This window comes from Wolbachia endosymbiont (group B) of Ablattaria laevigata, from assembly GCF_964277395.1.
Taxonomy (GTDB): domain Bacteria; phylum Pseudomonadota; class Alphaproteobacteria; order Rickettsiales; family Anaplasmataceae; genus Wolbachia.
Map to the genome: position 1 here is coordinate 89,806 of NZ_OZ195519.1, position 19,260 is coordinate 109,065.

Annotated in this window: 18 protein-coding genes and 1 tRNA gene; 4 read left to right on the forward strand and 15 right to left on the reverse strand. The window is 33.3% G+C overall.

Features of this window, described 5'->3' with window-relative positions:
* Positions 1–4 precede the first annotated feature (4 nt).
* The 4 genes from ACICP1_RS00525 to rpmF all read right to left on the reverse strand — a co-directional run bounded on the left by ACICP1_RS00525 (position 5) and on the right by rpmF (position 2,398).
* Positions 5–78 (reverse strand) — tRNA-Arg (locus ACICP1_RS00525).
* Between the two features lie 142 nt (positions 79–220).
* Complete coding sequence (locus tag ACICP1_RS00530; RefSeq protein WP_264377619.1) at positions 221–1,177, reverse strand: beta-ketoacyl-ACP synthase III; 957 nt, start codon at positions 1,175–1,177, stop codon at positions 221–223.
* The gene (gene plsX / locus ACICP1_RS00535; RefSeq protein WP_265030673.1) at positions 1,170–2,207 is read right to left on the reverse strand and encodes a phosphate acyltransferase PlsX; all 1,038 of its coding nucleotides are present in this window, start codon (positions 2,205–2,207) and stop codon (positions 1,170–1,172) included. Before plsX ends, ACICP1_RS00530 begins: the two co-directional genes overlap by 8 nt.
* A gap of 8 nt (positions 2,208–2,215) precedes the next feature.
* Entirely contained in the window at positions 2,216–2,398 is a 183-nt protein-coding gene (gene rpmF, locus ACICP1_RS00540) for a 50S ribosomal protein L32 (protein ID WP_006014434.1), read from the reverse strand.
* Between the two features lie 234 nt (positions 2,399–2,632).
* Here rpmF and ACICP1_RS00545 point away from each other — a divergent pair, with 234 nt between their 5' ends.
* Entirely contained in the window at positions 2,633–3,415 is a 783-nt protein-coding gene (locus ACICP1_RS00545; protein WP_029237671.1) for an MlaE family ABC transporter permease, read from the forward strand.
* A complete protein-coding gene (locus tag ACICP1_RS00550) occupies positions 3,408–4,109 on the forward strand; it encodes an ABC transporter ATP-binding protein (protein ID WP_010405332.1) in 702 nt (233 codons plus the stop codon). The genes ACICP1_RS00545 and ACICP1_RS00550 overlap by 8 nt, the downstream gene beginning before the upstream one ends.
* Positions 4,110–4,368: 259 nt before the next feature.
* Here ACICP1_RS00550 and ffh read toward each other — a convergent pair whose 3' ends face one another.
* The 8 genes from ffh to rseP all read right to left on the reverse strand — a co-directional run bounded on the left by ffh (position 4,369) and on the right by rseP (position 15,686).
* The gene (ffh, locus tag ACICP1_RS00555) at positions 4,369–5,712 is read right to left on the reverse strand and encodes a signal recognition particle protein (protein ID WP_395460884.1); all 1,344 of its coding nucleotides are present in this window, start codon (positions 5,710–5,712) and stop codon (positions 4,369–4,371) included.
* Positions 5,697–7,256, reverse strand: a complete 1,560-nt coding sequence (locus ACICP1_RS00560; protein ID WP_395460885.1) for a proton-conducting transporter membrane subunit — start codon at positions 7,254–7,256, stop codon at positions 5,697–5,699. The genes ffh and ACICP1_RS00560 overlap by 16 nt, the downstream gene beginning before the upstream one ends.
* Before the next feature lie 627 nt (positions 7,257–7,883).
* Positions 7,884–8,288, reverse strand: a complete 405-nt coding sequence (locus ACICP1_RS00565) for a hypothetical protein (protein ID WP_265041921.1) — start codon at positions 8,286–8,288, stop codon at positions 7,884–7,886.
* An 85-nt stretch (positions 8,289–8,373) separates the two neighbouring features.
* Positions 8,374–11,187: an FAD-dependent oxidoreductase gene (locus ACICP1_RS00570; RefSeq protein WP_395460886.1), complete on the reverse strand. Its 2,814-nt coding sequence runs from the start codon at positions 11,185–11,187 to the stop codon at positions 8,374–8,376.
* Positions 11,188–11,232: 45 nt separating this feature from the next.
* Positions 11,233–11,664, reverse strand: a complete 432-nt coding sequence (fabZ, locus tag ACICP1_RS00575; protein WP_395460887.1) for a 3-hydroxyacyl-ACP dehydratase FabZ — start codon at positions 11,662–11,664, stop codon at positions 11,233–11,235.
* A gap of 4 nt (positions 11,665–11,668) precedes the next feature.
* Positions 11,669–12,229, reverse strand: a complete 561-nt coding sequence (locus ACICP1_RS00580; protein ID WP_395460888.1) for an OmpH family outer membrane protein — start codon at positions 12,227–12,229, stop codon at positions 11,669–11,671.
* On the reverse strand, positions 12,230–14,563 hold the full coding sequence (bamA, locus tag ACICP1_RS00585) for an outer membrane protein assembly factor BamA (RefSeq protein ID WP_395460889.1): 2,334 nt from the start codon (positions 14,561–14,563) through the stop codon (positions 12,230–12,232).
* Positions 14,564–14,570: 7 nt separating this feature from the next.
* Complete coding sequence (gene rseP / locus ACICP1_RS00590) at positions 14,571–15,686, reverse strand: RIP metalloprotease RseP (RefSeq protein ID WP_395460890.1); 1,116 nt, start codon at positions 15,684–15,686, stop codon at positions 14,571–14,573.
* 99 nt (positions 15,687–15,785) lie between these two features.
* On the opposite strand from rseP, the gene ACICP1_RS00595 reads away from it, so the two are divergent.
* Complete coding sequence (locus tag ACICP1_RS00595) at positions 15,786–16,052, forward strand: succinate dehydrogenase assembly factor 2 (RefSeq protein ID WP_010404229.1); 267 nt, start codon at positions 15,786–15,788, stop codon at positions 16,050–16,052.
* On the opposite strand, the gene ACICP1_RS00600 is transcribed toward ACICP1_RS00595, so the two are convergent.
* The 3 genes from ACICP1_RS00600 to ACICP1_RS00610 are packed head-to-tail and all read right to left on the reverse strand — an operon-like array spanning position 16,030 to position 18,341.
* Entirely contained in the window at positions 16,030–16,347 is a 318-nt protein-coding gene (locus tag ACICP1_RS00600; protein WP_010404232.1) for a cell division protein ZapA, read from the reverse strand. The two genes, ACICP1_RS00595 and ACICP1_RS00600, sit on opposite strands and share 23 nt — an antisense overlap.
* 43 nt (positions 16,348–16,390) lie before the next feature.
* Entirely contained in the window at positions 16,391–16,669 is a 279-nt protein-coding gene (locus ACICP1_RS00605) for an HU family DNA-binding protein (RefSeq protein ID WP_010404234.1), read from the reverse strand.
* Positions 16,670–16,688: 19 nt separating this feature from the next.
* Complete coding sequence (locus tag ACICP1_RS00610) at positions 16,689–18,341, reverse strand: 30S ribosomal protein S1 (protein ID WP_264375979.1); 1,653 nt, start codon at positions 18,339–18,341, stop codon at positions 16,689–16,691.
* A 103-nt stretch (positions 18,342–18,444) separates the two neighbouring features.
* Between ACICP1_RS00610 and trmB the strand changes: the two genes are divergently transcribed.
* Positions 18,445–19,089 carry a tRNA (guanosine(46)-N7)-methyltransferase TrmB gene (gene trmB / locus ACICP1_RS00615; protein WP_265041917.1) on the forward strand — a complete coding sequence of 215 codons (645 nt, stop codon included), beginning with the start codon at positions 18,445–18,447 and terminating at the stop codon, positions 19,087–19,089.
* Positions 19,090–19,260 lie beyond the last annotated feature (171 nt).

A 19,260-nucleotide genomic window follows, 5' to 3' on the forward strand; every position in this document is an offset into this window, starting at 1 on the left:
AGAATGTGCCCGGTAGGATTCGAACCTACGACCCACAGCTTAGAAGGCTGTTGCTCTATCCAACTGAGCTACGGGCACACATCATATATAAAATGCTTCTTAGTACACGTGAAGTCAAGTATTTCTTGTGAATATAATGTTTGTGATAATATCTCAAAACTTTGTCAGTACAGCATGTAACGATAAAACTGAGAAAAAAGAAGCGTGGGTAATAGGAAGTCTAATAGCGCAGTAACACAGAACCCCAGGCTAAACCTGCACCTATTGAAATCAGCAATATCAGATTTCCTGACTTTATTTTTGATTCTTGTACTGCATAGTCTAAGGCTAGTGGAATTGACGCTGCTGAGGTGTTTGCATGCTTATCAACTGTATTAATTACTTTTTCTATAGGAAAATCTAATTTCTTTACTACTGCTTCAATAATGCGAATGTTTGCTTGATGGGGAATTAACCAGTCAATATCAGTAATCTTTAAACTATTGCATTTTAGAGTTTCCTCTACTGAGGCTGTTAATTTCTCTACTGCATGTTTAAACACTTCTCTTCCATTCATAAGTATCTTTCCAGAATCACGAGTAGAGGATATTCCTCCGTTTGTACATAATAAGTCCACATTGCCATCAGAGTGTAAGTTTGTTGATATAATGCTACTGCTACTCATTTCTGATTTCATTATCACTGCACCAGCACCATCACCAAAGAGTACACAAGTTGACCTATCTTCCCAATCAACAATCCTAGACATTATTTCAGCACCAATAACAAGCGCGTATTTAATTCTATCGTTAGACTTTATAAGTGAATCAGCAACTGTAACTGCATATATAAAACCAGAGCATGCTGCCTGTACATCAAAAGCAAATGCGTTTTTACACTTTAATTTACTTTGTATAATCGTTGCACAGCTAGGAAAAGTTTTGTCAGGTGTTGTTGTTGCAACTATGATCAAACCAATTTCATCTATTGAAATTTTCGCTTTTTCTATAGCATTTTTCGCTGCATTAACAGCTAAATCTGACGTTAGTTCTCCTTCATCTGCTATATGTCTTTGAACTATTCCTGTTCTTTGCCTTATCCATTCATCGTTTGTTTCAACTATCGATGCAATTTCGTTATTACTCAAAATTTTTTTTGGTAGGTAAGAACCAGTGCTCAATATGAAACTTTTATTCAATATGACTTACCCCGTTAATTATCTTCTGGTTTAAATTTTCACTGATTGCATTTACTGCAAATTTTATAGCGTGAGCAAAAGAAATAGCATCAGAATTTCCGTGGCTCTTTATAATGATACCATTTAGCCCTAAAAACATAGCTCCACTTCTAATTTTAGGATTAAAACGCTCTAATGCTTTATTTAGCTTGGGTTTCAACAATATGCCGACAAGCATTTTTGTCATCCATGAGTTAAATACTTCCTGTTTTATTAGACTGATAAAAGTACCAGCAGTTGCCTCAGCTGTCTTGAGCATTACATTACCAACAAAACCATCAGCAACAATTACGTCTATATTACCATCTAAAAATTCACTTGCCTCTATATATCCTTTGAAGTTAATACTTGGAGCATTTTTGAGTAACTCAAAAGCTCCTCTTACTGAGTCAGTACCTTTCACTTCTTCTGTACCAATGTTTAGCAAAGCGACTTCAGGATTTTCAACTTTTAATGCTATTTTTGCAAATATACTCCCCATTAATGCAAATTGAAATAATGAGTCAGTATTACAGTCAACATTTGCACCAAGATCAAGCAATGCAAAGCTTTTTGTCTTAGTTGGACAGACAGATACAATAGCAGGACGATAGATATTGGGTAATGTTCCTAAAATAAATCTGGAGATAGCCATCAATGCTCCAGTGTTTCCTGAAGACACCATTCCAAAAGCTTTACCTTTTTTCACTGCTTCAACAGCTGCCTTCATACTTGAATCTTTGCGATGTTTCAGTGCAAAAGAGGGTTTATCATTTGGAAGAACATTATCAGAGCAATGGGTAAATTCGGAGTTATCGATTACTTTTTTGTATTTTGAAAGCAAAGGAGATATTTCTTTCTGATCTCCATAAATATGAAAAAAAACTTCAACACCTGGATCAACAAGATTATCCAAGAAAAAACTAGCACCCTGAATTACGGAAAGAGGTGCAAAATCCCCTCCCATAGCATCAAGTGCGATAACTATGTTGTTGTTGACCGTGGGTAACATATCATGAGTTACTCCGCCTTTTGTTTAATGAAAACACGTTTTCCTTTGTAACTATTGTCAACTGCTATGTTATGAGGCAACATGAATTCTCCAGTTGTTGCACATACCACAATATTCTTAGGCTTAATAGCATGATGAGAACGATGCATATTACGCCTTGACTTTGACTTTTTTCTCTTCGGAACTGCCAAAACTTACTCCAATTCAATTATATAACACAATTTATTAGTAGCATGTTTTTTACAAGAAGTAAATAGCGAAATAAGTAAGGTTTTCTTATACAATTCAGTCTTATAAACTTAAACTCAAGCATTTTGATCAAAGTATATTGAACTTAAGATATATCTTGACTATACTCTGCGATAGAGTTAATAAAAATTTTAATAAAATCAGTAAAACTAATTTTTAGCTAAGATAAATGCAAAGTGAGTTCCTTTGATGTAAACAGTGTTAGAATAATCGGTAGGTGCTTTATCAACTTTCTGTTGAGGCTTGGTAACGCATTTGTGTTTTTTATTCAATCTCTATACCACTGCTTTGTGCCACCGTATTATTTTAGCAATGTAGCAAAACAAATTATAGAGATAGGCTTTTTCTCTTTACCAATTGTTGGGCTCACTGGAGTTTTTATAGGAGCGGTGATAGTTTTACAAAGTAGCTTAAGTGGTCTATTGATTAATCAAGAACAAGTAGTACCTAAGCTTGTTACGATCACTATCATTAAAGAGTTAGGGCCAGTTTTGATTAGCTTAATAATGGTAGGAAAGGTTGGGTCCTCAATTGCAGCAGAAATTGGCACGATGCGCATCACTGAACAAATAGATGCACTTACAACTTTGGACATCAATCCTTTCAAATATTTAATTGCACCAAGAATTCTAGCGTCAGTTATAGTATTTCCAATACTTACAGTATGTGCAGATCTAATAGGAATATTTGGAGGGTATGTCACCGCAGTCTTTGAATTTAACCACAATTTAAATATATACATAAAATATACAGCTCAATTCTTTAATATAAACGATTTTGTTGTTGGGCTAATGAAAGCGACTGCTTTTGGCGCTATAATTTCTGTTTCAAGTTGTTATTACGGTTACCATTGTAGAGAAGGTGCACGAGGAGTAGGTGTTGCTACAACATCAACTGTTGTTTTTTCGTCCATATTGATCATTTTAGCAAACTACTTGATTACTTTGATACATGTATAGCCCCATAATATCAATATTGAACCTAAGCTTGTCTTTTGATGATAGAACGATATTAAACAACATAAGTTTTAATATATCGAAGGGGGAATCATTAGTCATACTTGGCGGCTCAGGAAGTGGTAAATCTGTATTAACAAAAATAATCATTGGATTGCTAAAACCAGACTCAGGGTCTATTAAAATAAATAGTGAAAGCAAAAATAAATTTGGAGTCTTATTTCAAAATTCTGCTTTATTTGACTACGTTACAGTGTGGGAAAATATATCTTTTAATTATAAAAAGCGCTTTAATATCAGCGAAAAGGAGGCAAAACAGCTAGCAATCGAGAAGTTAAATGATGTTGGACTGGAGGAAAGCATAGCAGATATGTTTCCAATCGAGCTATCAGGCGGAATGAAAAAAAGAGTAGCACTTGCAAGGGCGATTGCGCACAATCCAGAAATTATTGTATTGGATGAGCCAACTTCAGGATTGGACCCAATTATGTCAGATATGGTAAACGAGATAATAATAAAATTATCTAAAGACTTTAACCCTACAATTATCACGATTACACATGATATTCATAGTGCATTTAAAATAGCTGATAAAATAGCAGTATTATACGAAGGGAATATTATCTACCACGGAACTGTCCAAGAAATACAAAATACTAATAACGAATATATAAAAAAATTCATTCATTATATATAGCTATAGGTTTACAAACGATATTGTGAATGCCATATCTAGCCTAACTTGAGCTACTGACAATTGTCGTTCTGTTACTAGTGTAGTGCCACGGTGGTATGGTGTGTTAGCTATAAAACAACGCATTAAATATAGCTAAAGTAACTTATATCAATTTTTATTATTATGCCAATTCCAACTGCGGAAATTTATTGAATTTGTTACTTCACTACTCAAAAGCAGTTACAACTGATGATTTTATTTCATTCTACTACCTGCTGATTTATTTTCTGCTCAGCATATCCATTAAATCAGATTCTTTGAGTTTATTATGATCAACTTTACTGAATTTATTCACCATAGAGCTCATTTGATTATACTGCTTAATTAGAAGATTAACGTCAGTTACACTTGTTCCGGACCCCTTAGAAATTCTAAGTCTTCTTTTGCCATTTAAAATATCTGGATTTTGCCTTTCTTTTTCGGTCATTGAGTTTATGATGGCTATATATTTTTTCACTTTATTGTCGTCTGGCACACTGCTACTTAGCTTTTTTGTGAATGAACTAGGGATGAATTTCATTATGTTGCTAATGCCATCCATTTTACTCAGAGTTTTTAACATTCCCACTAGGTCGTTTAGGTCGAATTTACCCTTTTTTACTTTCTTTTGTAACTTATCAATTTCTTCCTGACCAACAATCTCAGCAGCTTTTTCAACCAATGATACAACATCACCCATGCTAAGTATCCTTTTTGCAATTCTATCGGGATAAAAATCATCGAGGTCACTTAATTTTTCACCACAAGCAATAAATTTAATTGGACAATCGGTGATCATTTTCATAGAAAGAGCAGCACCACCACGTGCATCACCATCAACACGGGTGAGAATAATGCCGGTTACACCTATTACCTCATTGAATGATTTGGCAATGTTGACCGCATCCTGGCCTATCATTGCGTCGGCTACTAAAATAACTTCTGCAGGTGAAGCTATTTCCTTTAAGGCTTTCAACTCATTCATCATATTATTGTCAATATGAAGCCTGCCTGCGGTGTCTAGTATTAATACATCATAATTATCGTTCTTTGCTGCTGCCAGTGCCCTTTTTGTAATTGCAATAGGCTCCTCATTTATTACTATAGATAAAGTTTGTACGTCTATCTGTTTACCTAGCACCTCAAGTTGTTTCTGGGCAGCCGGCCTATAAATGTCTAAAGAGGCAAGCATCACTTTTTTCTTTTGCTTTTTTAGCTTTAAAGCAAGCTTTCCTGAGGTAGTTGTTTTACCTGCACCTTGTAAGCCCACCATCATAATCACAGCAGGGGGTTTAACTGCTAGATTTAAGTCACTTTTCTCTGATCCGAGAACTGCAACTAAATTATCCTGCACAATTTTAATTATCATTTGTGCTGGAGAAACACTTTTTATGACTTTTTCCCCAATCACTTTATCTTTAATGTCGTTGATGAATTTTTTTGCAACTTCAAGTGAAACGTCAGCTTCAATTAAAGCTATACGTATTTCACGCATGGCAAGATTAAAATCATTTTCAGAAATGATCGACTTTCCTCTCAGTTTACTAAATACAGAATTTAAACTTTCAGTTAACGATTTAAACATAATAGCATTAGTAGAATACTCATTAAAAAGAGAGAAGAAGCTGAAACAAAACTTACTGAGTTATAACTTAGCACTTCTTTAAGTTTAGTAATATTATTAAAGTATAAATTAGTAAGTGAATTAGTCAAGTTTTGCAGTACGTTGGCAGACATTTCTCTCGCTTTAAAGACCAATTGATTGAACAGCAAGACAATATAGGGTACGAAAGCTCTAAAAATCCAATCAATATCCATTTTAAAATTTATTCTTGGGTAAAATAACTTGCGTAAAGGAATAAACAATAAAGTGGTACATAATAACAAATTAAATTGCGACAAAATATTTTTTGTGTTGTACACAAAATCGAAAATCGAAGGGTTATTGTAAATAGGCAAGTAAGGGTTGCCAGCAATTATACATATGAATGCTAAAATAATCATTGTTATTCTACCTTCTTTCCCTTCTGAAGGTTTGGACTTGCTTTTAGCGATAAATATGTAATAGAAAAACTTGAGCCCCACGCTTAAATAAAGCAGTAAATTTAGAATCTTGTATAAATTTTTATACACTTCTAAATTAGCACCACTTGCTTCAATCTCGGCTGTAATGTATGATTTGCTAATAAATCCAACGGTTCCAGGAAATGCAGCCACTGTGAATATCGCAATTATAGCACACATGCCTTCGACTGACATCAATTTACCCACTCCATTAAAACTAATTGTTTTTGTCCGCGAAATAATCGCATTGCTAACCACAAACAATAATGATTGATAAACAAGAGAGAAAATTATGTGTAGCATCAAAATTGGTATTGCCTTTTCCGAAGGGCTGAGTAAACCTCCTGCAATAATCAGCAAGCCCATTTGTCCTACAACATTATAGCATAGAAATCTACGAATATTTTGCTCAAGAGAAGCAAATATAATGCTGTAAACTACAGTGATGGCGCCTACAAGTGCTAATATTTCAGTACAATCTTGCCATAGGGTGTAAGTGTGTAAAAGCATCACTAAAAAAGAGACTTTAGTGGTAAATAAAGAGAGATATGTAGTGCCATGTAGTGATGCAGCAGGATATGCATCAACAACCCAAAACGAAAAAGGAAAACAAGCGCAGTTTATCAATAAACCCAAAATTATCAGGTTAGTGCTTTGAAGTGCCAATCCTGCTGTCAATATAACTCCAACCAAAAAGTGTACACAAGCGTACCTTATTGCAGATCCACTATCTCTACAGCTAGCTGCGATAATAAAAAATGCACTGATGGTCATTAATTCAAAGAATATTATAACCAACATTATCTGCTTGGATAAAATTGCACAGAGTGAGCAGGTAGTATAAGCAAAAAAAGATAGCATCTCTGAAAAAGTCAAATTTTGTGTTGGTAGAACAGCTAAAAATGCAACTGATAAAAAAGATATTAGTACGATGCGAAAAGATAAATCAAAATTTAGAACTGGATGAGAGCAATTCAGTGTAGTACCTAAATTTTTAGGTAATATTAGGACTATCACTATTAATGTAGTCAATAGAAATAGCAATAAAAATTTATAAAGTTGCACAATGATGTAAAACAGTATGGTTTATGCTACCTCAACATACAAATAAAATCAATTTGCATATTAACCACTAGTTAAGCTAATTACCATATAATTATATCAGGGTTTAGAAGGTTATAGAGAAACCGGTCAGATTAGGTTTTTAATCTAATCTGACCGATAGCTTTAATAGTGAGGTAAGCTTTAATATAGCACTCCTAATTCACAGTGCTACACTCGTGCATAATTTATTTTTAATTTGTGCACGAGCGTTAGTAAATTATTTACTTTTTGAAATAAAATTTGGCATCAATTCAATATCCAGAACTTCAGTAAGTCTGCTAGTTGAGAGTGATTTACTTTCTTTGTTTTAAGTATCTGCATAAATCTAATGGAGCTGCCAGTTTTCAATGCACTCATTCGACTTTTATGCTCTTCGCAATATTTGATTCTATTAAAGAATTCTTTGCTAATCTAGTCTTTAACGCTTTTTTTAGATACCGCCGCGGTGTCTCAGCATAGATTCCGCTAACACGTAGCGGAATCTTAAATTGTTTTAGCTATAGATCCCTGTATCAAGTACTGTAATGACGGCATTCGAGTAGCGGACACTGGAATCAAGAAAGCTCTTTAGTAGCTGTATAATGAAAATTAGATCATAAAATCCTCTGACAGCACATTCTGTGTTTTACCGTCATCCATAACTTTGTAATCAATATTATATTTATCGAATTCATTGCGCATCCTAGTTAAATGTCCTTTATCATGATCCGAAAGAACACTTACGTAGCTAAAGCTATCATTAAAAAGATCATTATAAATTACTGGAGATTGAACTGTGTAGGATGTTGTACACTCATCTTGACCGTTATTATCTTTACAAAGGGACATTTTTCCTGTTTTGCCAGTATCATCTTTAGTAGAAATAAGAAATTTCATACCTACGTCTTCGTTTTTTGCTATAAACTCCTTACACTTTCTACTTTTTGCAGAACATGGTCCTATAGCTATAGAGTAGCTTTCTTTTGGAAGTGTGAATATTAACTGATGTGTCATAATACTACCTTAATAAAAATCATTATTATAGTATAGATTTATTAATAAATAATATACATTATGGTATAGTTAGTACAAAATAGGTTTAACCAATCTCAGTAGGACTGCCAGTTGGACCCATAAGAATTATTTGTTCACCTTTTTTAAAACATTTACATAAATTAGTGGAACCGCCAGTTTCAAGCACAATAGTAGAAATAAATCCTTTTTTTTTGTCTACTTCAGTGCCGGTTACTGCTATACCTTCCATAGTGAGGTGAGTTTTTCTGCTATTGGTTTCAAAATTTTGCAACCTAAAAAATTGTCCAGGTTTAAAATTCTTTGCCGCAAGTGGTGCTTTGATCACTATTTCCACAACTTTGTCTGTTAAATATTGAACTTTTATAACCTTTGCAGTGAATTGCTCTTTGATTCTATTAAAGAATTCTTTGTTAGCTTGACGGAACAGCGTCACTCCAGCGCGTGACGCTGGCTGATTAGCTGTTTGGATCACTCCACTCAAAAGCTGAGAAATAATAGGGTAGCCGTTCTTAGCACTTGCCATAGCTTTCACGACGCTGCCGCTATACGAAGGGTGAAGATCACCAAAAAAGCTGATTGTTTTATTGCCTTGCTTATACACTAATATTCTATCTTTATTTTGCATTTTAGGAGAAAATATTGGGTCTATTTCTTTTCCTGATGAATTCAAATGAGTAAAATACCCATTACTTAATTTAAAATGCTTTTTATCTTCTGTTGCAATAACTGTATTTGGCTCAGTACCTGCTGCTATAAAAATAGAACGTGCTTTTATACGTTTGATTTCGCCGGATTTTGTGTCTATCAGTTTTATTGACTCAGCATGGTTATATTTATCTGTCACAACTTCAACTGGCTCTAAGTTTTCAATAAAGTAAATCCCTTCTGATAATGCGTTTTGCACCTCTTCGCTATTTAATCGATAACTTGGCGAGTCTTTCAGCTCTTTTCTATATACAACTTTCACTCCCCCAAGACTCTGCATTAACTCTAATATTTTTATTTCTCTACTTTCTTTTTTTGCTAATTCTTGCTCTGCTTGGATCAACTTTGCGTGCGATATGAGCTCATTCGCAATTTCGTGCTCTTCTTCTGTCCAATCTTTTTCAACACAGTCCTTTCCATACTTATCAACTAATATCTCATAACGAAGTAGAAATTTGTCTACTTGAATTGGATAATACGCTAAAGCTTCAGTGGCAGTGTCAATCGCAGTAAGCCCAGCCCCTATTACAACTATCGGCATACGAACTTGCAGACTTGCTATAGAATCAAATTTAAGAGCGCCAGTCAGTTGTAACGACATAAGAAAGTCAGATGCCATACGCACTCCACGAGCTAGTATATTCTTTATTTTGATCATTCGTGGCTTGCCAGAGCCAAGTGCTAGGGCGATGTGATCAAAACCCGAGTTGAACGCGTCATCAACATTAATCGTGCCACCAAAACGAATACCTCCATAAAGTGCGAAATTCTCACGTCTTTCCAGCAAAAGTCTAATGATTTTTAGATAATTTTTGTTCCATCTAGAGGTTATGCCATACTCTGCTACTCCACCAAATCCACCAGCTGTGCGTTCACTTAGTTTTTCATGCTCGAAATCTTTAATTAGCTGAAAATTATCGATCAAAGGTTCAATCTTTAGTCCATCAATGGCGATAACGTTATGCCCATCGTTTAATAAATGATGAGCTAAATTAAAACCCGCAGGACCAAGCCCTACAACTAGGACGTTTTTTCCTGTGTTTCCTTTTGGCAATGGACGCTGAAAATTTAAAGGATTCCAACGGCTAAGCAGAGAATATATTTCAAATCCATACGGTAAACTGAGCACATCATCTAGAATCCTTGTTTCAATCATTGGCACATTTACAGGTTCTTGTTTCTGATATATGCATGAGTTCATGCAATCATTGCATATTCTGTTCCCAGTAGCTGCACATAATGGGTTATCTATTACTACAATTGCAAGGCTTGCTATGCTGTACCCTTCGCTTTTCACCAGATTCATTTCTGATATTTTCTGTTCTAGTGGACAGCCGTGCAATTCAACTTTGAGTGGGGACTGTTTAAAGGTATTGTCGTTATTACTTAGCCCCTTTGAACAACTATCCTTATTTTGCTTATGACAAAATATGCAGTAATGAGCATTATCCAATGCTTTATTCAAACTCACCTTTTCACTTGTCAGATCAAAACCATGTCGTCTTTTTGTTTTGCTTGAATACAATACCTCAACTTCGTCTACTTCTTTTTTGAAGAACGATACGAGATTTTCGTGATCAATTTTTCTGTGAATACTAAAAAGTATACTCTGTTTATTTTTCACTCTCCACGCTGCATATTGCGCTGCAAGTTCTATTTCTTCTTTGTGATCCTCTTTATTTTCCAACCAACGCATCACCTGCTCAGCAAAATTTTTTTCTGTTGTTGGTAGGGCAAGAAAGCGATTTAATTTGCTGGTAACATAATCAATATCTATATCTGCTATATCAGTGTACTTCTTTAATGCATAGCGTTGAACAAATAACCTTTTACACTTATATATTGCAGCAAAGTCGTTGTGCTTTTTCTTTAGCTCCTCTGCTTCTTTTCCAATATTAAAAAGTTTTGCAATAAATTCATCAAGTAAATATGAGAGGTCTATTATTAACTGACTATCTGTCATTTGAGTGGCCAACATTGGTTGTTCTATGGATCCCAGTGTCAAGCACTGGGATGACATCAAAGAAGAAGCTGCTTTTTCTCTTGCTTCAATTAATGAACAAAACAAGCTTTCATCGCACGATTTTATATAATCTAAAAACGTCTCATCTAATTTTATTAATCCACTACAAGTGTATAAGTTTGAAAATGAGATTTTGAAATTCATTTGCATTGTTATACTATACAGTGTACATACTGTTTCTTGCAGATGAAGATTTTATTTTTCTTGCAGTCTTGCTAAGATTGTTGCTTCTGCAGCTTTTTCTTCCCCAACATATGCAACACACTCAAATTTGCATGCACCCAAACACGCATTTTTTATATTGGATTGAAGAACCAACGTGTCCCCTGGAATAACTGGTCTTCTGAATTTTGCGTTTTCAATAGACATAAAGTAAACAACTTTATTTTCTATTGTTTCTTTACCGAGGACACATATAGCAGATGCCTGAGCTAAAGACTCAATTATCAAAACTCCTGGCATTATCGGATGGCCAGGAAAATGACCAATAAAAAATGGCTCGTTGAAAGTCACATTTTTGATTGCTTTTATACTTTTACCAGGTTCGCATTCTATAACCCTATCTACTAAGAGAAAAGGATAAGAATGTGGTAGTATTTTTATAATATCATTGATATTACATTGCATAAGCCTACTCAATGCTTTGCAAAGCAAATTCAGGTATTTCCTTGTTTACATTTTTTAATACCACATCTGATAAATCAACCTCATCCATAGAGTATAGAACTTGGTTCTTTTTTGAAATAAATAGTACTAAATCTACATTGTTTTTTTCTGCCGTTCTTTTAGCCACTTCTTTTATTTTGTTAAAGACACTTTCTACTGCTTCTCTATAGTTTTCTTCTAAATTTGACATTTTCTTAGCGTAATTATCCCTAACACTTACAGTATGCTTACTAAATTGTTCTGTCTTTTCTTTTTTTGCTTCTTCTGACAAAAGGTCAAATTCTTCTTTCGATGGCTTAAATTTTTCTAACTCATTTTCAAATTCCTTCTGTAATCTAGAATTCTGCTCCTTTATTTGTTGTTGTATATTTTGCAGAGCCAGAGATTCATTGATAACCTTATCACTATCAATAATGGCAGCCTTTGTATTAAGCGTGCTCTGAGGTTGATACCCTACAAACTTATACCCCACAAATAAGGAAATAATTAAGGCAATAACTGATGTAAATAACTGTATATATTTCATTTAAATCCCCGCTTCAATAGAAATTTTAACGTTTGTCGATGGTATTATGTCATAAGCTTCCTTTACTAAAGGAAACCCAAAATCTAATCTAATTCTACCAAAAGGAGAAGGCATTGAAAAGCCAAAACCTGGTGATACTCTTATAAGCTTACTATCGTAATATTTCCCACTATATCCCTTCTTTTCATCTAAACCAAAAAGTGTTGCATAGTCAACAAATAGTGAGCCTTTGATACCAGCATAGTCGTATAATTTAGATAGTGGAAAATCTACTTGCTGTGTTAAATTAAAATAAGTTTTGCCTCCCAATGAGCTTTGATTTTTGTCTTCTGCTCTTGGTCCAATGCCGGAAAGGTCAAATCCTCTAATCTCATTGCCACCTTTAAAGAAGTGCTGGCCAATGTTGAGCTCTTTATTAGTATAGGAAAAAATATGACCTGCTGCTACTTTAAAGCGCAATGTTATATCATCATCAATTTTGCTTAATATAGGGTGTGTATAAAAAGATAAGAATTCAGATTTTAGGAAATTTACATTTCCCCATAATCCTGAAATATCCTGACTTAAACGCAATAAATATCCCTCTTTAGGAGTATAGAGGTTATCCAGTTTATTGTACGCTAACGTGTATCCCACTGATGAAACCTGATACTCACCTTCTTGATCTCTTATTATCTCAGAGATATCCTCATCTTTTCCACCCTTATTGTCCATGTGTATGTGATTATACTTATAAGAATATTGAAAGGAATTGGTTAGATTTTCTGAGATTTTATATGATACTTTTGCTATTCCTCCCCAGTTGCAGGTATCGAAAGTAGTGTTTGGTTTGTCTTGTTTTTCATAAAAAATACTCATGCCTAGTGAAGTATCAGAATCGTTAAAATTATTTTCAACAGCGTCTATACTAGTAGAAAGAACATATTGACTTTTTTCAAGAGCAAAAGATACCTCTTTACCACTACCAAATAAATTACGATCTGTGAAATCGGTTTTAACAAATACTCCACCAGGAAGAGACATGCCACCTGTTAAAGATAACGAGGCAGTTCTTTTTTCTTTGACATTTAAATCAAGATTTACTGCATTTTCATCCACTATATAACTATTTATTTTTACTGTTTCAAAAAAATCGCTATATATAAGTTTTCTACGTGATTTTTGAATCTCAGATGTGTTATATGCGTCGCCTTCTGCCATGCTAAGTTTTCTTCTAATTACTTTATCTAAAGTGCGGTCATTGCCATCAATAGTAATTTGGTTTATATAAATCTTTTTACCTGGTAGCACTTTGTAAGTTACATCCACAATATTGTTATGTTGTGTATATTCTGGATTAACTTTTGCAAATATATATCCTTTTTCGTTTAAATGTTTACTTATTTTTTCTGCTGTATTGTTAATTTTAACTCTATTAAATATTTGATTATTTTCCTCTTTGATAAATTCTAATATTTCTTCCCTTAAACTTAAATCCTTAATCTCAGTTTCAATATCAACTTCATTATTTCCAAATAAGTATTGCTGCTTTTCATCAATCAAAAAAGTTAACTCTATTTGGTTGTTATTATCAACCTCAACAATTGGTTGGATATTATTTTGAATATATCCCTTAGATGAATAGAAGCGATCAAGCAGTTCTGTGTTAATCAGTAGATATTGAGGTGAATAATGAGTTCCGCTTTTAAAAATGGCTCTAAATAACTTACTAAATATATCATTGCTATGCCTTTTGATAACTTGCTCTAGCTCATTTGCTGAAAAGCTTTTATTACCTATGAATCGTAAACCCTTAATTTTAGATGTTCTTCCTTCTTTTATCTTAAAAATTAGGTTTATCCTATTGCTACCAAGCTTATCTAGCTCATATGCAATTTTAACACCAATTTTACCACTGTTCCTATAAAGAGTAGCTAGATTTATTAAATCGTTTTGTAATTTTGTTTCAGTGAAAATAGTTAGTGATTTTGACTGGATAACGTTATTTAGCAACTCTTTACTGTTAAATAACTTATTGCCTTTCAATATTACTTTGTTAATCAATGGATTCTCATGAATTTTTACTACTAAGTTTTTTTCATCATCGATATAGGCGTTAATACTAGCAAATAACTTTGTTTTGTATAAATCTTTTATAACTGAATCTACATCATCATCATTTATATGACTACCTGGTTCTAATTTTGTATAAAACCTTATTGTTTGATCACTTACTCGCTCATTGCCAATATACTTAATATTTTTTATCTGTACTTTTTCTTTATTTTCTAGAGCAACAAGTAGAGTGGGAAAAGAAATAAATATTATTATTAGTATGTGAAATAACTTTTTCATATGTATCTTAAAAAAGATGCCTAATATCATTTGTGATTGCAACTGCCATCAACAAAAACAGTATGGTAGCACCAAAAGTGACTGCATATTTTTGATATTTCAAACTCAAATCTCTACGTATAACTGCTTCTATAATATAATGAAATAAATGCCCACCATCTAGTAGTGGTATTGGCAGCAAGTTAATTGCAGCTAAGTTAGCTGAAATGATTGCCATAAAATATAGAACCATAATAAATCCCTTTTTGGCTGATTGCCCTGAATATTTTGCGATTTTTATTGGCCCACCTATTTCGTTTATACTCCTTTTACCAACAACAATTTGAAAGAGTGCTTTGATTGTTAAACACATAGTGTGGTAGGTTTCATTCACTGATAGGCTAGCAGCTCCAAGAAAAGATGACTGTTTTAACCCTATCATATTAATTGAGGTAATTCCTATAGTTTTTCTTTCTATTATGTTACCAAAGACATCTCTATCCTCAACTGTAAACGGAGTTAGAATAGTTCTGTACTCTTCGTTATTTCTTCTATACTTAATTTCTATTCTTGTTTCAGGATTGGACATTATCACGCGTGAAATATCTTCAAAGTATTTTATTTTGTACTCATTGATCTGTGTAATAGTGTCACCTGGTAATAGGCCAGCTTGCTTTGCTGCACTTTCTTCAATTACATTACCAATTACTGGTGGAGTACGATAATAACCTGCCACGCTGAAAAATATTGTGAAAGCTATAACGGTAAATATCATGTTTGCAAAAGGCCCTGCAAAAACTATTGCTGCTTTTTGATATCGAGGTTTTGTATGGAATGAGTATAATTTTTCTTCTTCAGTTAATTTTTGTTGATCAACAGGAACGCTTGCTGCATTAGTATCCCCTAACATTTTAACGTAGCCACCCAATGGAAAGGCACTTAATTTCCATCTAGTTCCAGATTTGTCGTTAAAACCAAAAATTTCAGGACCAAAGCCTATAGAAAAAGATTCAACTTTAACCTTGCATGCTTTAGCGACAATATAATGCCCACATTCATGCACGAATACTATGATAGAAATTATTAAAGAAAACGATAAAAAATAATATATTCCAGCACTAAGTTGATGAGAAATTAATTCCACCTATGTTTTAAATCTTAATCAAACGTTGAGTATATTAAAATGCGCCTTGCTTGACAAGTATTTAGTTTAGTCTTTAAATTAAAAAAAAGTTTAATGACAATGATAGATATCTCCTTATTAAGAAGAAAACTGATGTATAGGAGTTGGCATAGGGGTTGTAAAGAAACTGATATACTTTTAGGTCATTTTGCATTGAAATATCTTGATAAATTTTCCTTAAGTGAACTAATTGAATACGAAAAAATAGTTGATCTTGATGATTGCGAATTATATTGTTACATCACTCGTAAGAAACTTCTCCCCCCTGATTTGAGTAGTGAGGTAGTCGATTTGATTGCTTGCTTTAATCACTTATGCACCCAATAATCTTGTTTACCCTATCTAATACTTCAGCATATTCTACTCTTTTTTCCTCCCTATACTTTTTGCATTCTTGATTTATTTCGTCTAATCGCTTTGTTAATTCTAAAATTTTGTCTTCGAGAGTCAATGCTGCAAGTAAGAAATTTAATGCATCTGAGCCCTTACCTCCAGTTCTTTGAGATATGGAGCTAACTAGCTTGTTGAAGCTATTAGCAAGTTGTAATAAATGGTCCTTCTTTTTACTTTCGCAAGATATTTTATATGTGTTATTATGTATAACTATTTCTACTACTTGCATATGATGCTATATTGTACAACTTTCAAAATTACAATATAGATTTTTATTCATTTATCAAGAGGGATAACTTTTTACTGCTACGAAAATAAGTTTTAAAGTATTGATGTTTTGCAACCTTCTGTGACGTCAAATTACTTGCTTCTTTCAAGTTATAGCTTCTAATTGAAAAAGAACCAAACCCCCTGATTTCAACTCTATTATGATATTTCAACGTGTTTGAAAACACTCGAAAGAAACTATCAACTATGTCTGCTATAATGACCTTATCTAACAAAAGGTGTTTTTTTGCCACTTTTGCTATTATATCAGATTTCGTTGCCATTTATATGAAGCACAAGAAGTTATTTGGCAGATAATATTATATTATATTTTTCAACACCTACTACTTCAACTTGTATTTTTTCTGATATAGAAAACTTTTTATTTTCTGGTAAATGCTCTTGATCTACTAAAAGGGTTACATTGTTCTCAACCTCAACGATTAGACCATTTTCCTCTCTCTTACTTACAGTAACCTGAATTTTATCCCCTACTTTAACTTTCTCTATCAGTTCTTCAAGAGGATCATACTCTATTTGCTTTACTCCAAGATAAATTCTTGTCCGATCTACGTTAGCCCTTATCACTTTTGCTTCTATTTCATCACCTACATTATACTTTTTTATCTCATCTGAATTGTTTTTCGACCAACTTAGATTTTGCATATAAATTGTTCCTTCTACGTCCTCAGATATCTCAGAATTATCAAAAGTCACAGATATTTGTGAACCATTGTTGCTTTTAACTTTACCAGAAACAATAGAACCAAGAGGATATTTATCAATAAATACTTGCCAAGGATTCTCTACGCACCTTTTTGTGCTTAAACTCATCTTATTTTTAATAATGTCAATACCGAGAATTTTTACATCCACTTCTTGTCCTATTGTTACAAAACTACTGATTGGTAAATTACTCTTGCTCCAAGTTATTTCTGATGAGTGTACCAAACCCGCAATCCCAGGTTTAATCTCAACAATGAATCCACAATCTTTTATACCCGTTACACATCCTTTGTGTACGCTGTTAATTGGACATTTTGACTCTAGATCTTGCCAAGGATTGTCTCCTAATTGTTTTACACCCAGGGAGATTTTTCCATTTTCTCTATCTATTTTTATAATTTTAGTTTTTATATGCTGACCATAAGAAAAAATTGCAGATGGATGACTTACATTACTCCAAGAGATATCTGTAATATGTAGCAGCCCATCTATAACTCCCACTGTATCTGATTCATGAATGCCAACAAATGCACCGTAGTGAGTGATGCTTTTTATTTTGCCTTCTACTACATCACCTTCATTTAAAGATTCTAAAAACTTAATTTTTTCACCAGCATGCAATTTCTCTAATACCAGCTTTCTTGATACTACAATATTCCCCTGCTTCTTATCCATTTTAAGCACGATGAATTTTTGTTCAGTTTCAATAAGGTGATTAGCATCTTTTATTTGCTTCAAATCCACATGACTCAGCGGTAAAAACGCACTTATTCCATCACCAAGATCAACAATAAAACCGCATTTAATTGAGCGTTTAATGATTCCTGTTACTTCATCTTTTGTAACTGCGCTTTCTTCCAATTTATTCCATTTTTCGTCTCTGATTGCTTTCTCACGACTAAGAACAACATTACCATGGTAATCTTCAATTCTCTCAACATAAACTCTAATTTTCGAGCCAACAGTGATATCATCATTACAACTGAGCTCCTTAATCAGAATTCTTCCGTCTGACTTTAAACCAACATCAACCACAATATCATTAGAATTTCTTCTTGTGATTATACCTTCTACCACATCTCCTTCTTTGATTTTGTTAGCAAAAGAATCTTCACAAAAGTCATTGTCTTGATTATCAAATTGATCTTGAAATATCTCTTCTATGAACCTATTTGATGATAGCCTCTTGATAGCAACTGTACTTTCCATACCTTTTAATTTTAACTTCATTAGAACTCATATATTATATAATATTAATAATTAGTGACAAGTAAATTCTCATTAATTCATTTCGAGAATTGTTTAAGCTATAAAAGATTAAGTTATGTAAGATATGTTATCTAGGAATAATAATTGGATTAGGTCATTTTCCAGAAGATCTAGGTTGAAGTTGAATGTTTTGAAGAAGTATTCTATTAAAAACAGCAAGGAATCTATAAAAAAGATCGTAGACTTACAAAAAAGAATACGAGTAGAAATAGGTTTCGGTAATGGTGAAAATATGCTCCATCAGGCATTCAATGAATCTGATCTATTATTTATAGGATGTGAGCCTTATTTAAAGGGGGTCTCTTCCTTGCTAAAAAGCATAGAAGCACACAGCATAAAAAATATTTTAATATGGACAGAAGATGCAAGAGAATTAATTGTCAATTTTCCTGACCACAGTGTTGAAAAATTCTTTATTCTCTTTCCAGATCCATGGCCAAAAAGAAGTCACAACAAAAGACGGTTAATTAATACGGAATTTTTAAATTTATTAGCAAAAAAAATACTTGTCACAGGTGAAATATTTATTGCAACTGATCATCAGGATTATGCAGAGTGGATAGAGTTACATATAAAGCAGTGTAATTTTTTAACCTATAAGGAAGATAGTTTTGCAAATTATACCCCAACAAAATACCACAGAAAAGCGCTAGAATATCAGCGTAAAATAAAGTTTTTTAAAGTAAATGTTATATCTAAACTGACTTAGATTTACCTCTGCTTTTTAGTACAGATGTGTACATGACACTCTATAGTGCAAGTAGCCTACCATATACTGGGAATAACAGTTTACTGAATTCTTTAATCTCACAAATAGAAAGATCAATAAACTTGATAAACATCAACATTATCAGCCAGCATTGCTTTTGCAACTTCAATT

Excerpts from the sequence above, each read along its gene's own strand:
- plsX (WP_265030673.1), bottom strand. The coding sequence starts at position 2,207 with ATGTTACCCACGGTCAACAACAACATAGTTATCGCACTTGATGCTATG.
- ACICP1_RS00550 (WP_010405332.1), top strand. The coding sequence starts at position 3,408 with ATGTATAGCCCCATAATATCAATATTGAACCTAAGCTTGTCTTTTGAT.
- ffh (WP_395460884.1), bottom strand. The coding sequence starts at position 5,712 with ATGTTTAAATCGTTAACTGAAAGTTTAAATTCTGTATTTAGTAAACTG.
- ACICP1_RS00565 (WP_265041921.1), bottom strand. The coding sequence starts at position 8,288 with ATGACACATCAGTTAATATTCACACTTCCAAAAGAAAGCTACTCTATA.
- ACICP1_RS00570 (WP_395460886.1), bottom strand. The coding sequence starts at position 11,187 with ATGCAAATGAATTTCAAAATCTCATTTTCAAACTTATACACTTGTAGT.
- fabZ (WP_395460887.1), bottom strand. The coding sequence starts at position 11,664 with ATGCAATGTAATATCAATGATATTATAAAAATACTACCACATTCTTAT.
- ACICP1_RS00580 (WP_395460888.1), bottom strand. The coding sequence starts at position 12,229 with ATGAAATATATACAGTTATTTACATCAGTTATTGCCTTAATTATTTCC.
- bamA (WP_395460889.1), bottom strand. The coding sequence starts at position 14,563 with ATGAAAAAGTTATTTCACATACTAATAATAATATTTATTTCTTTTCCC.
- ACICP1_RS00595 (WP_010404229.1), top strand. The coding sequence starts at position 15,786 with ATGATAGATATCTCCTTATTAAGAAGAAAACTGATGTATAGGAGTTGG.
- ACICP1_RS00600 (WP_010404232.1), bottom strand. The coding sequence starts at position 16,347 with ATGCAAGTAGTAGAAATAGTTATACATAATAACACATATAAAATATCT.
- ACICP1_RS00605 (WP_010404234.1), bottom strand. The coding sequence starts at position 16,669 with ATGGCAACGAAATCTGATATAATAGCAAAAGTGGCAAAAAAACACCTT.
- ACICP1_RS00610 (WP_264375979.1), bottom strand. The coding sequence starts at position 18,341 with ATGAAGTTAAAATTAAAAGGTATGGAAAGTACAGTTGCTATCAAGAGG.
- trmB (WP_265041917.1), top strand. The coding sequence starts at position 18,445 with ATGTTATCTAGGAATAATAATTGGATTAGGTCATTTTCCAGAAGATCT.